The sequence below is a fragment of the Rhodanobacter thiooxydans genome, from assembly GCF_030291135.1.
GTDB classification, from domain to species: Bacteria; Pseudomonadota; Gammaproteobacteria; order Xanthomonadales; family Rhodanobacteraceae; genus Rhodanobacter; species Rhodanobacter thiooxydans_A.
Genome location: NZ_CP127409.1, coordinates 1,926,537 through 1,939,260, shown reverse-complemented (window position 1 = coordinate 1,939,260; position 12,724 = coordinate 1,926,537). Strand labels below are relative to the sequence as shown.

8 protein-coding genes are annotated in these 12,724 nt (G+C 69.0%); 2 read left to right on the top strand and 6 right to left on the bottom strand.

Features of this window, described 5'->3' with window-relative positions; genetic code table 11:
- The first annotated feature begins 96 nt into the window (after positions 1–96).
- Positions 97–570, top strand: coding sequence for a DUF1456 family protein (locus QQA13_RS08770; RefSeq protein WP_108472944.1), 474 nt, complete (start codon positions 97–99; stop codon positions 568–570).
- A gap of 98 nt (positions 571–668) precedes the next feature.
- Here QQA13_RS08770 and QQA13_RS08765 read toward each other — a convergent pair whose 3' ends face one another.
- Both QQA13_RS08765 and QQA13_RS08760 read right to left on the bottom strand, forming a co-directional pair.
- Positions 669–4,091, bottom strand: coding sequence for a glycosyltransferase (locus tag QQA13_RS08765; protein ID WP_108472943.1), 3,423 nt, complete (start codon positions 4,089–4,091; stop codon positions 669–671).
- Between the two features lie 220 nt (positions 4,092–4,311).
- Positions 4,312–5,739 carry a phospholipase gene (locus QQA13_RS08760; RefSeq protein WP_108472942.1) on the bottom strand — a complete coding sequence of 476 codons (1,428 nt, stop codon included), beginning with the start codon at positions 5,737–5,739 and terminating at the stop codon, positions 4,312–4,314.
- Positions 5,740–5,869: 130 nt separating this feature from the next.
- On the opposite strand from QQA13_RS08760, the gene QQA13_RS08755 reads away from it, so the two are divergent.
- A complete protein-coding gene (locus QQA13_RS08755) occupies positions 5,870–6,631 on the top strand; it encodes a YdcF family protein (protein ID WP_108472941.1) in 762 nt (253 codons plus the stop codon).
- Positions 6,632–6,634: 3 nt separating this feature from the next.
- Here the strand turns inward: QQA13_RS08755 and QQA13_RS08750 are convergent, their stop codons facing one another.
- The 4 genes from QQA13_RS08750 to QQA13_RS08735 form a co-directional block, all read right to left on the bottom strand.
- The gene (locus QQA13_RS08750) at positions 6,635–8,065 is read right to left on the bottom strand and encodes an aldehyde dehydrogenase family protein (RefSeq protein WP_108472940.1); all 1,431 of its coding nucleotides are present in this window, start codon (positions 8,063–8,065) and stop codon (positions 6,635–6,637) included.
- A 13-nt stretch (positions 8,066–8,078) separates the two neighbouring features.
- Positions 8,079–9,722 (bottom strand): acetolactate synthase large subunit, encoded by a 1,644-nt coding sequence (locus QQA13_RS08745; RefSeq protein WP_108472939.1) that lies wholly within the window; start codon positions 9,720–9,722, stop codon positions 8,079–8,081.
- A 66-nt stretch (positions 9,723–9,788) separates the two neighbouring features.
- A complete protein-coding gene (xseA, locus tag QQA13_RS08740; RefSeq protein ID WP_108472938.1) occupies positions 9,789–11,138 on the bottom strand; it encodes an exodeoxyribonuclease VII large subunit in 1,350 nt (449 codons plus the stop codon).
- Positions 11,139–11,235: 97 nt separating this feature from the next.
- Positions 11,236–12,702 (bottom strand): phospholipase D-like domain-containing protein, encoded by a 1,467-nt coding sequence (locus QQA13_RS08735; protein ID WP_108472937.1) that lies wholly within the window; start codon positions 12,700–12,702, stop codon positions 11,236–11,238.
- Positions 12,703–12,724 lie beyond the last annotated feature (22 nt).

Sequence of the window (12,724 nt, the reverse complement as noted above, 5' to 3'; positions counted from 1 at the left end):
GTGGTGGAAGATGAAACGCGGGCGTGCAGTGAACGGGGTTAATCGCGACGGGCGTGGCGCGGTAGCATGGCGTCCTCAGTGACCCATCGGAACGACATGATCAACAACGACGTACTGCGCGCCATCCGCTACATGCTCGATCTCAGCGACGGCAAGGTGGTGGAACTCATCCACCTGGCGGATGCGGGCTATCCGGTCGCGAAGGAGGACGTGCAGGCGTTCCTGAAGAAGGACGAGGAGCCCGGCTACGTCGAATGCAGCAACAAGGTGCTGGCGCTGTTCCTCGACGGCCTGGTGTTCCATCGCCGCGGCAAGGACGACAACCGCCCGCCGCGCCCGCCGGAGAAGCGCGTCACCAACAACGTGGTGCTGAAGAAACTGCGCGTGGCGTTCGAGCTGAAGGACGTCGACATGCACCAGATCCTCGAAAGCGCCGGCTTCCCGGTCTCCAAGCCCGAACTGAGCGCGCTGTTCCGCCAGACCGACCACAAGAACTTCAAGCTGTGCGGCGACCAGCTGCTGCGCAATTTCCTGAAGGGGCTGACCATGCGCGTGCGCGGCGCCGGCTGAGCCGGTCGCGCCGCACATTGCCGCCAGGGGCCATCAGCAATCTGTGCAACGGCCCGCGCTGGCGGAGCCGCTGGCGAACCAGTGCCCGCCGGCGTCGCTCATGATTTCAATTCCTCGCTGGCATTCACCGTCGCCTTGCGCTCCTGCTTGCCCCAGCCTACCGACGGACCGCGGATGGCGGTCCAGACCGAGCGCACCACCACGTAGTACATCAGCTGGCGGTAGCCGAAGCGTTGCAGCACGAGCCACCACAGCAGGCTCCACTTCTCCTTCTTCTCCATCGCGAAGGCCAGCGCCGAGGCGCCCAGGTCGACCGCCATGAAGGCGGCGTAGAACGCCAGCATACGCAGCAGGTTTGTGTCGTCGAACTGGGCGCGGTGCTGCAGGTAGTCCATGCCGGTGCTGACGATTTGCCACACCAGCACCAGGTCGACCAGTGGCGACACCACCGAGAACAGGATCTGGAACAGCCACACCTGCGGCAGCGCCACCGTGCCGAGCGCGCCGTAGCGCGGGTTGAAGGTGGCGTCGCGGTGTTTCCACAGGCATTGCAGGGTGCCGTAGGCCCAGCGGAAGCGCTGGCGGGCGAGGCCGCGGGCGGTGTCAGGCGCTTCGGTCCAGGCGATCGCTTCGGCATCGAACAGGGTGTGGTAGCCGGCCTTCTGCACCGCGATGGTGAGGTCCTGGTCCTCCGCCAGCGTGTCGGCAGGAAAGCCACCCAGTTGTTCCAGCGCCTCGCGCCGCCACGCGCCGACGGCGCCCGGCACCACGGTGATCGCACCCAGCGCGGCCAGCGCGCGGCGTTCCAGATTCTGCGCGGTGATGTATTCCAGCGCCTGCCACAAGGTGATCAGGTTGATCCGGTTGCCGACCTTGGCGTTGCCGGCCACGGCGCCGACCTTCGGGTCGGCGAACCAGCGCACCAGCCGCGAGATGGTGTGCGGCTCGAACTGGGTGTCGGCATCCAGTGCCACCACCACCGCGCCGTTCGACTCGCGCAGCGCGGTGTTGACCGCGTGCGCCTTGCCGCCGTTGGGGATGCTGATCAGCCGCACGCGTGGCTCGCTGGCGTAGTGCTCACGCACTACTGCCGAGGTGGCATCGGTGGAGCCGTCGTCGACCACGATCACCTCGAGGTTGGTGTAACGACTCTTGAGAATGCGGCGGATCGAGCTGACGATCACCTTCTCCTCGTTGTAGGCGGGGATCAGCACCGAGACCAGCGGCGGGTCATCCGGCAGGGTCGGAATCACGCGCCGGCGTTCCTGCCAGCGGTTGAACAGGGCGAGGCCGCCGAGCAGCAGCAGCCGGGCCACGCCCAGGGTGATGGCGGTGGTCAGCAGCCAGCCGATCAGGTGGCCGAACCAGCCCAGTGCGAGGAAGACCGAGCGGTCGGCCCAGCGCGACAGCGAGCCGGGCGGCAGCGACGGCATGGTTTGCTCACGGGTGAGCCCGGCCAGCGTCGACACGGTGACGAAGTCGTAGCCCTTCGCACGCAGGCCGTCGATGATGCGCGGCAGCGCCGCCACCGTCTGCGAGCGTTCGCCGCCGGCGTCGTGCAGCAGCACCACCTGGCCGGTGCGCTCGGAATTGCTGGCGGCGACCTGGGTCAGCACGTTGTTGACGATCTGGTCCACGCCGGGGCGCTGCCAGTCTTCCGAGTCGACGTGCAGGCCGACCGAGATGTAGCCCATCTTCTGCGCGATGCCGATCGGCACCAGCTCGTCGGCGGTGGTCGGTTCGGCATCGCCGAAGTAGGGCGCGCGGAACAGCCGCATCGAGTGGCCGGTGAGCGCCTCGAACAGGCGCTGGGTGGCGTTGAGTTCCAGCGACACGATGCCGGGCGGGGTGTCGCCGAGGTTGGGGTGGGTGAAGGTGTGGTTGCCGACGTCGTGGCCTTCGGCCACCTCGCGCTGCACCAGTTTCGGCGACATCTCGGCGCTGGCACCGATGATGAAGAACGTCGCCGGCACGTGCTTGGCCTTGAGGATGTCGAGGATCTGCGGCGTCCACTGCGCGTCCGGGCCGTCGTCGAAGGTCAGCGCGATCTTGTGCGGCAGCGTGCCGGCGCGGCGGATCACGTAGGAACTGGGCAGCGCGCTGTAGCTCTCGTCGTCGATGCTGCCGTCGTCCTTGTCGACCTCGATGGTGCGTGCGCCGGGTGACGGCTGCGCGGCGATTTCCAGCACCTCGCCCTGGCCCTGGATGTCGATGTCCTCGCCCTGGCCGATGGTGCGCAGCGCATCCGGTGCGGCGGTGCCATAGGGGCGCCCCAGCACCGACCACACCGAGGGGTCTTCCGAGCCCAGTCGCCACAGCGCGTAGCCGTATGGCTGGTAGTCGTCGGCGGCGTGGATCTGGTTGTAGGCGGTGACGCCATCGAGGAACCAGACCCGGTGCGTGCTGCCGTCGTCCTCGCCGTAGGAGAAGGTCGGGTTCTGCGTATCCGGGTCGAACGCAATGGTGGCCTGCGCGTCGCTGGCGCGATCCATCGCGTCCTGGAAGGTCAGCGCCTCGGCGTTCTTGCCATGCGACCAGTCGTAGCCGTAGCTGCCGATCGCCACGATCACCTGGTTCGGGTCGAGCACCTTCATGCGCTTGTCGAGCGTGTCCTCGAACCAGCCCTGGCCGGCGATGCTGCCGGGGTCCTTGCCGGCCCAGTGCTGGTCGTAGGCCATCAGCAGCTCGAAGTTCACGATGTCGGCGTAGCCGGCGTAGTCCCAGTCGGCATCGTCGAACGGCACTGACAGCACGATGCCCCAGCCATGCGGATCGAACGCGTCCTTGAGCTCGCCGAGGAAGGCCTTCAGATCCTTCTGCGAGGCTGGGGGCACATCCTCGAAGTCGACGGTCACGCCCTGGAAGTGGTTGGCGTCGATGAAGGCGACGATCTGCGCGATGCGCTCCTGGCGTACCGCCGGGTCGGCCAGCATGCGCGCCAGGCCGGGGCCGTCCCAGGCCATGTTCACCATGTTCTGCAGCAGCGGCAGGATCGGCGTGGAGGGCTTCTGCGAGCGGATCAGCTTCAGTGCCTTGGCGTCGATCTCGGTGTGCAACGCCATGTCCGGGCCGGAAACGTACATCCACGAGGGGATGACCCAGTCCAGCGTGGGCAAGCCGCGCTTCAGCGACGGGTAGCTGCTTTCGTCCCAGTTGACGTAGAAGGCAACTGCCAGCGGCCGCCCGGCGGGCTTGTCCAGCGACAGCGGCGGCGCGTGCCCGGAAGCCTTGCCGGCATGCGTGCGCGGCGGGTGCAGCAGTTTCTGCCGGGCGCGCACCTCGGCGGCCAGCCGCGCCGCCGGCTTCAGCAGCTCCGGTTCGGCGGCCTTCACGTTGGCCAGCGCGTGCCGGGTCCGGCTGTGTTCGCCGATGTGCAGGCCGACCATGCTGGGCCACACGAACAGGCTGGCCGCGCACGCCACCACGAACAGCGTGCTGATCACCGCGGCGGCCAGCGCCAGCCGCGAGACGTGGCTGGCCCGCCGGCCGGTGGGGTCGAAGAAAATCGGTTTCTTTTGCATGCGAGGGTCGGGCCGGCGAACGCCACAGGCGTGGCTCTGCGTGGGTCCCGGAACCGCCCTGGGCTGGCGCGGGTCGGGGATGCACAGTATCGCCGATATGAGACCCTTCACGCGGCGGGCCGGCAGGGTCGGTCAGTTTGCGTTGGCTATCCGCTGGGCAGGCGCGGACTCGCTTGCGGCGAACGTGCCGATCTGCGTGCCTTGTCCCGTACGGACCCGGTCAGCCGATTACCGGCCCCGCCACCGGCTTGCTGAAATCCTGCGGCGTCAGCGTCTGGGTCAGCCGGAACACGCCTTCGTGGATCTTGCGTGGCAGCACCACATCGAGCACGGTGGTCTGGTGCGGGCCGAGCAGGGCGAACAGGTCGTCGCTGGCGGCGCTTGTAGCCAGCGCGTGATGGACCAGGCCACCGAGGTCGAGCGGCTGCACGCTGGCGCCGTAGGGGCGGTGGCTGGCCACGGCGGCGCGCAGCGTCTTGCGGCTGTTGCGCGGGTCGGCCACGCGATCGTCGCCGGCGAGCAGGCTGTGGTCGAGGAACAGCGAGATGGTGGTGCGCTGCTTCGAGTTGGCCTGGCGGTCGAGCAGGAAGCCGGCCGGCAGCAGGTCGGCGCTGGCCTGCGCGCCGGCGGTGAGCAGGAAACCGGCGCCGGTCAGCGGTTCGCCGGCCTCGTCGGTCAGGCGCACGATCAGCAGGCTGCGCGGGTCGTGGATGTGTACGCGCGGGGCGAACGGGCCGGCCGGCTCAAGTTCCACCTTGTCGGCATCGCGTGCGGCGTTCTCGCGCTCGAAGGCGTCGCACAGGCGCTCGTAGTCGTCGACGCTGCGCACCTGCAGGCAGCGCAGGATCGCCTGCACGGTGGCCGGCGCGGCGCTGGCCATGATGCCCAGCTCGTCGCCGGAGTGGGCCGCGCCGGCCACCAGCTTGAACGCGCAGCGCGGGCCGCGGCTGAGGTTCAGCATCAGCGTGTCGCTGCCGGCCTGCGGCGACAGCACGGCGTGGTGGGCATTGAGGTTGGCCGCGGCGATGCGCACCACGCCGTCGGAGCCGTCCTCGCCGGTATAGCTGTTGAGGTGGTCGTACAGCTGGCGGTCGGGGCGGTCGCCGGTCAGCACGAACGGGAACTGCCCGCGCTTCACCGGGTCGTCGCTGTGGATGTAGTCGAGGTTGAGCGACAGCGATTCGGCGCTGCCCAGCTCCAGCCAGTCGAGGATGCGCTGGCCCGGCTCCACGCCGCCGAACCAGGCCTTCAGCCGGCCGAGCAGGCCCTTGCCCAGTTGCGCCAGCGCCGAGCCAAAGTTCGCCGGCGCCAGCATCACCAGGTGGCTGAGCCGGATCGTGCTGTGCGTGGCCGGCTTGTCGCGCTGCGCGCGCAGCCACTCGCGTACCACCGGGCCGCCGGTGGAGTGGGTGATGCAGGCGAAGCTGGCATCGAGCAGGTGCAGGTCGCGCAAGGCATGGTCGAACGCGCGCACCAGGTCGGGCATGGTCACTGCGTCGTTGAAGCTCACGTATTCGGACAGCCACAGGTCGGCCAGGGTCAACGAGAGGCCAGCGGCGGACGCCTGTTGCTGCAGCTGCTGCGGCAGCTGGCCGTAGGTCGAGGTGCTGGTGACGCTCCAGCCGTGAACGAAGACGAGGGTGGTCATGGCTCAGCTCCCGTGCAGAGGTTCGGTCCGTCGAAGGCTTGTTGCTGCGGGTTCATGGTGCATCGCGATCCAGCTGTGCGGCGCATCGGCATAATGGCACCGGTATTCCGCCATCTCCACCGGCCTGGTCATGACCTTGAATGTGCTGCTTGCCCTGATTGCGCTGGCCGTCGTGCTGGCCTGCCTGAAGTGGTGCCGCTGCAGCCGCGTGCTGCTGTGGTTGGCGCTGATCGTGCTGCTGGCGGTCGGTTGCGGGCCGGTACCGCGCTGGCTGCTGGCGCGGCTGCAATCGGGCCATGCGACGACCGCAGCGATCGACTGGGGCCAGCGCAACGTGATCGTGCTGCTGGGCGCCGGCACCGTGCGCGTGGCCGGCAGCGGCGAGGTCGAGCCCAGCCTGTTCGCCTACGGCCGCATCGGCAAGACGGTGCAGCTGTACCGCGCATGTAGGCAGGCCGGGCGCGAGTGCAAGGTCGAGCTGAGCGGCGGCGACGCGCGCGGACTGGGCCGGCCAGAGGCGGCGGTCTACGCCGGCGAGCTGCAGCGGCTCGGCGTGGCGGCCGCCGACCTGCTGCTGGAATCGCGCAGCATGAACACCTGGCAGAACGCGCAGTTCAGCGGCCCGCTGCTGAAAGCGTACGGTGCCGACCGCGTGCTGCTGGTGTCGTCCGGCTTCCACCTGCGCCGCGCCATGCTGTACTTCACGCACTTCGGTATCCACGCCGTGCCGGTGCCTGCTGACCACGTCGACGGCGTGCTGTCCTGGCTGCCGCTGTCGTACAACTTCGCCATGGCCGACCTGGCCCTGCACGAGTACGCCGGCATCGTGCGCTATCACGTGTACAACGCGATGGGCTGGAACGTCACGGCCACGAAACCCGGCGCGCTGTAATCGTCAGCCTTCGCGCATCACCATCAGGCGGATCTCGCTCATGTCCTCGATCGCGTAGCGCACGCCCTCGCGGCCCAGGCCGGACAGCTTCACGCCGCCGTACGGCATGTTGTCCACGCGGAAGCTGGGGATGTCGTTGACGATCACGCCGCCCTGTTCCAGTTCGTTCCACGCACGCATCGCGTGGGCGAGGCTGTCGGTGAAGATGCCGGCCTGCAGGCCGTAGTCGGAGTCGTTGACCAGCGCGATCGCTTCGTCGAATTTCCGGAACGGGGCGAGCAGGGCGAACGGGCCGAACGCCTCCAGGCGGTTTGCCCTGGCGTCGGCGGGTACGCCTTCCATCAGAGTGGCGTCGAGCATGTTGCCCTGGCGCCTGCCGCCGCAGAGGATCCTGCCACCGGCCTTCTTCGCTTCGAGGATCCAGCCGTGCAAACGCTCGGCGGCAGCCTCGTCGATCATCGGGCCGAGGAATACGCTCTTGTCTTTCGGATCGCCGGCCTTGAGCTTCTTCGTGGCGGCGACCAGCTTGCGCTTCAGCGCGTCGTAGATGTCGGCATGGGCGTAGATGCGCTGCACGCCGATGCAGCTCTGGCCGGACTGGTAGAACGCGCCGAAGATGAGCCGTGCGACCACCTTGTCCAGCTTCGGGCCCTGGTCGGCGTCGACGATGCAGGCGGCGTTGCCACCCAGTTCCAGCGTCACCTTCTTGTGGCCGGCGCGGGCCTTCAGGTCCCAGCCGATCTGCCCGCCGGTGAACGAGAGCAGCTTGAGGCGCGGGTCCTCGACCAGCGGGCTGGCATGCGCGCCGTCCAGGGTTAGGATCGAGAACGTGCCTTTCGGCAGGTCGGTCTCGGCCAGCACTTCGCCGATGATCAGTGCGCCGATCGGCGTCTTCTCCGATGGCTTGAGCACGAACGGGCAACCGGCGGCAATCGCTGGTGCCACCTTGTGCGCGACCAGGTTCAGCGGAAAGTTGAACGGCGTGATGAACGACACTGGTCCCAGCGGCACGCGTTTGGTGTAGCCGTGATAGCCGTCCAGACGGCTGGCCAGTTCCAGGTTGATCGTCTCGCCGTTGATGCGCACGGCCTCCTCGGCGGCGATGCGGAACGTCTCGATCAGCCGGGTCACCTCGCCGGCCGCATCCTTGATCGGCTTGCCCGCCTCGATGCACAGCGCCTCGGCCAGTTCGTCGCGGCGTTCGGCGAAGCGCTGCGCGCAATGCAGCAGCACCGCCTGGCGCGCCCACGGCTTGTACTCGCGCATCGGCCGGGCCGCCTTCACCGCGGCGGCGATCGCCTTCTCGGTGGCTTTTGCGTCCGGCACGGCGACGCGGGTGGCGAGCTTGCCGCTGTACTTGTCGCGCACGTCGAGCATGTTCTTCGACGTCTGCGGCTGGTTGGCGAGGTAGTAGGGATAGGTCTTGTCCAGCATGGGGGTCTCCGGGTCAGACGGCCGCGCTCAGTCGACGGATTTCCTCGTCGAGGATGCGGTGGTTGTCGCTGTAGTCGATGGCAAGGTCGATCAGGTGCACGCCGCCTTGCGCATGGGCGCGCTGCAGGGTCGGCAGGAACTCGTCGGCGCTGGCCGGGCGGTGGCCGTGCGCGCCATGCGCTTCGGCGAACAGCACGAAATCCGGGTTGCCGAACTGCATGCCGTAGTCGGCGTAGCCCATCTCCGCCTGCTTCCAGCGGATCATGCCGTAGGCGTCGTCGCGCAGCAGCAGGATCACCAGGTCGAGCTTCAGCCGCACCGCGGTTTCCAGTTCCTGGGCGTTCATCATGAAGCCGCCGTCGCCGCAGATCGCCAGCACCTTGCGCTGCGGGTGCACCATCTTCGCCGCCATCGCCGAGGGCAGGCCGGCGCCCATGGTGGCCAGCGCGTTGTCCAGCAGCACGGTGTTCGGCTGGCGCGCACGGTAGTAGCGGGCGTACCACAGCTTGTACATGCCGTTGTCCAGACACAGTACGCCGTCGTCCGGCATGAAGCGGCGGGTGTCGGCGACGATGCGCACCGGGTGCATCGGGAAGCGTGCGTCGTCCGCGTGTTCCTTCAGCTGCGCGTGGAAGGCGTGGCGCACCGTGTCGAACCAGGCGAAGTCCCAGTGCGCTTGCGGCTCCAGCGCATCGGTGAGCCGCTCGACCGTATGCGCGATGTCGCCGACCACCTCGATCTGCGGGAAGTACACGGTGTCCACCTCGGCCGAGGCGAAGTTGATGTGGATCACCGTGCGCCGGCCTTTCTGCATGAAGAACGGCGGCTTCTCCACCACGTCGTGACCGACGTTGACGATCACGTCGGCGGCGTCGATCGCGCGGTGCACGAAGTCGCCGTCCGACAGCGCGGCGTTGCCCAGCCACAACGGGTGGTCCTCGTCGACCACGCCCTTGCCCATCTGGGTGGTGAAGAACGGCAGGCCCAGCTTGTCGATGAACGCGCGCAACGCCACTGCGGTGCGTTGCCGGTTGGCGGCGGCGCCGATCATCAGGATCGGCTTCCCTGCATTGCCGATCGCTTCGGCCGCCTGCACCAGCGCGGCATCGTCGGGCGAGGGACGGCGCGCGTATCCGGTGGGCAGCAGGATCGCGTCTTCGACGTCGTCGCGTGCGATGTCCTCCGGCAGTTCCAGGTGCACCGCGCCGGGGCGCTCCTCCTCCGCGCGGCGGAACGCCTCGCGCACCCGCGCCGGGATCGTCGGCGCGGAGACCAGCTGGCGCGTGTACTTGGTCAACGGCTGCATCATGTCGACCACGTCGACCAGCTGGAACAGGCCCTGCTTGTGCGTGCGGATCGGTTTCTGGCCGGTGATCATCAGCATCGGCATCGCGCCGAGCTGGGCATAGGCCGCCGCGGTGACCAGGTTGGTGGCGCCGGGTCCGAGCGTGGCCAGCGCCACGCCGGCCTCACCGGTCAGGCGGCCCCAGGTCGCGGCCATGAAGCCGGCGGCCTGTTCGTGGCGGGTCACGATCAACCGGATCGATGATTCGCGCAGCGCTTCCACCAGGTCGAGGTTTTCCTCGCCGGGCACGCCGAAGATGCAATGCACGCCCTCGGCCTCGAGGGCCTTCACGAACAACGCCGCCGCCTTCATGCATCGCCTCCGTGGAGAGGCGTGAAGGATGCGGGCCGCGGCGTTCAGTTTGCGTGAGCGGGGCGGTCAGTCGTCGCTGACCCGCAGCGGTAACTCGCCGTCGGCGAGGCGTGCGCGCAACCGCGTATCCACGGCGACACCCCGGGCCGAGCGCAACACCTGGCCGTCCGCCTCGAACAGGATCGCGTAGCCGCGTTCGAGCGTGGCCAGCGGGCTGACCGCGTGCAGTGCATGGCCGGCGTGGTGCAGCGTCGTCTGCCGGCGTTCGAGGATGTGCGTGATCGCGCGGTGCAGGCGCTGATCCTGTTCGGCCAGCCGGCGTGCCAGCAGCGACAGGCGCGCACGCGGATGCTGCGCCAGCAGGCGCGCGTGCAGGCGCTCCAGTCGCGTGTGGCGCCGCTGGCCTTGTTCGCGCAGCACGGCAATCAGGCGGCGTTGCAGGTGCTGCAGCCGTTCGCGGTCGCGCTGCAAGCGGGCTTGTGGCCGCTGCGCCTGCAGTCGCGCCAGCAGGTGATCGACGCGTTGCGAATGCGCCTGTAACTGGCGTTGCTGCAAGGTGGCCAGGCGCTGCTGCAGCTGGCGCAGGTGGCGATCGACTGCCACGGCATCGGGCACCAGCAATTCGGCGGCAGCCGAAGGCGTGGGCGCGCGCAGGTCGGCGACGAAGTCGGCGATGCTGAAGTCGATCTCGTGGCCGACCGCGGAGACCACCGGCACCGCGCTGGCGTGGATCGCCCGCGCCACTGCTTCCTCGTTGAACGCCCACAGGTCTTCCAGCGAACCGCCGCCGCGGGTGAGCAGCAGCACGTCGTAGCGTGCGCAGGCCGAGGCTTTCTTCAGCATGGCGACGATCGCCGGCGGCGCCTCGCGGCCCTGCACCGGCACCGGCAGCACTTCCACGTCGGCCAGCGGCCAGCGTCGCGCCAGCACGCTCAGCACGTCGCGGATTGCTGCGCCGGTGGCCGAGGTGATCACGCCGATGCGCCGCGCGTAGGCGGGCAGGGCACGCTTGCGCGCCGGGTCGAACAGGCCTTCGGCGTCGAGCCTGGCCTTGAGTTGCTCGAACTCGCGTTGCAGCGCGCCTTCGCCGGCCGGCTCCATGTATTCGGCGACCAGCTGGAACTCGCCGCGCGGCTCGTACAGGCCGACCTTGGCGCGCAGCAGCACCTGCATGCCATCGACCGGGCGGAAGCGCAGCGCGGACGCCTTCATCTTGAACATGGCGCAGCGCACCTGGGCGCCGCTGTCCTTCAGCGTGAAGTACAGGTGGCCCGAGGCTGGCTTGGCCACGTTCGACAGCTCACCCTCGATCCACACCTGCGGCAGCGCGTCGCCCAGCAGGTCGCGCACCAGCCGATTGAGCGAGCTGGGGGTCAGTACATGGCGTGGCGTGGTGTCGTCGAACGGCGCGGACATAGGGGCGCGAGCCTAACATGCGCGTTGTATCAAGTTGTGAGAAAACATCCGCTTGACACGGGAAGCGCAGGGAAAGCCTGAAGAGGACGGGCCGGCCTCACTCGTCATCCGCGTCGCGCAGTTCGCGCCAGCGACGTTTGCGCGCGCGCCAGCTGCGGATGCCCAGGTTCAGCGCGAACCAGGCAGCGAGGGCGCCGAACGGCCAGCCGATCCACGCCGGCCACGCGAACGCGACCACCGCCAGCACGATGAGCACGATCGTGCCGATCACCAGTGAGCCGCTGCCGGTGTCGTCGAGCACGCGCCGGTTGGCCAGTGCGGCGCCGACGCTGTTGGCGATACGCAGCGCGCCGGCGGCGGCGCGGCCGGAGCTGCCGCCGCCGTGGCGTACCCGCGGCGGCCGCGTTTCGCTGCTGCACACCTTTTCGCGGCTGCCGTTGCCGTGCCGGCGCCGGCGCGAGGCCAGCACGATCTCGGTGGCATTGCCCAGGTCCTGTTCGTATTGCACGGCGAGCTGGCCGGCAAAGCCGGCGTCCTCGACCGCCACGTCAAGCTCGCGGTTGCCCAACCAGCTGGCGATGTTGAGGTTGGACGAGCCGACCCGCGCCCATTGGCCGTCGGCCACCGCGGTCTTGGCGTGCAGCATCGAACCGTTCCATTCGAACACACGGATGCCGGCCTTCAGCAGCGGCCGGTAGCCCGAGCGCGACATGCCGGCCACCACCGGGATGTCGCTGCTGCCGGGTACCAGCAGGCGCACGTCCACGCCGTCGCGCGCGGCGGCGACCAGCGCCTGTACGTAGGGCGCGAGGCCCACGAAGTAGGCGTCGGTGAGCCACAGCGTCTTGCGCGCCATCGCAGCGACCAGCTGGTCGAGCCGGTACATGCCGGCGGTGGCCGGCTGGGTGGCGATCAGCCGCAACGCCACGTCGCCAGCCGGTGCGGACGGCTCCGTGGCGGCCGGCAGCTGGCGCAGCGCCGCGCCGGTCTCGCCCCAGCTCTGCGCGAACGCGGCCTCCAGCTCGGCCACCGCCGGGCCGCGCAGCGCCACGCCGGTGTCGCGCCACGGTGGCACGCCGCGTGCCGGGTCGCCCAGCCATTTCGCACTGATGCATACGCCGGACAGGAAGCCGAGCACGCCGTCGACCACCAGCAGCTTGCGATGGTCGCGGCTGATCCAGCCCAGCGGTTCGCCCAGTTGCGGCGGGTTGAACACGCGTACCTCGCCGCCGGCCGCGCGCAGCGGCGCCCAGAACGCGCCGCGCGACTGGCCGAGGCAGCCGAGCCAGTCGGCGACCACCGCGACGAACACGCCCGCCCGGGCGCGTTCGACCAGCGCATCGCGGAAGGCGCGTCCCACCGCGTCGTCGCGGATGATGTAGTTCTCCAGCAGTACGCGCTGGCGCGCACCGCAGATGGCCGCCAGCCAGGCTTCGTAATGGGCGGCGGCATCGATCAGCAGGTCCACCGCGTTGCCGCTGAGCAGCGGTGCGCCGGCGGCGCGACTCAGCGCCTGTTCGGCCAGCAGGCGGCTCCGGGTGGCAGGGATCAGTGGCGTGGGCATGGCCCGAGTGTAGGCGATGGCT

Excerpts from the sequence above, each read along its gene's own strand:
- QQA13_RS08745 (WP_108472939.1), bottom strand. The coding sequence starts at position 9,722 with ATGAAGGCGGCGGCGTTGTTCGTGAAGGCCCTCGAGGCCGAGGGCGTG.
- QQA13_RS08770 (WP_108472944.1), top strand. The coding sequence starts at position 97 with ATGATCAACAACGACGTACTGCGCGCCATCCGCTACATGCTCGATCTC.
- xseA (WP_108472938.1), bottom strand. The coding sequence starts at position 11,138 with ATGTCCGCGCCGTTCGACGACACCACGCCACGCCATGTACTGACCCCC.
- QQA13_RS08765 (WP_108472943.1), bottom strand. The coding sequence starts at position 4,091 with ATGCAAAAGAAACCGATTTTCTTCGACCCCACCGGCCGGCGGGCCAGC.
- QQA13_RS08750 (WP_108472940.1), bottom strand. The coding sequence starts at position 8,065 with ATGCTGGACAAGACCTATCCCTACTACCTCGCCAACCAGCCGCAGACG.
- QQA13_RS08735 (WP_108472937.1), bottom strand. The coding sequence starts at position 12,702 with ATGCCCACGCCACTGATCCCTGCCACCCGGAGCCGCCTGCTGGCCGAA.
- QQA13_RS08755 (WP_108472941.1), top strand. The coding sequence starts at position 5,870 with ATGACCTTGAATGTGCTGCTTGCCCTGATTGCGCTGGCCGTCGTGCTG.
- QQA13_RS08760 (WP_108472942.1), bottom strand. The coding sequence starts at position 5,739 with ATGACCACCCTCGTCTTCGTTCACGGCTGGAGCGTCACCAGCACCTCG.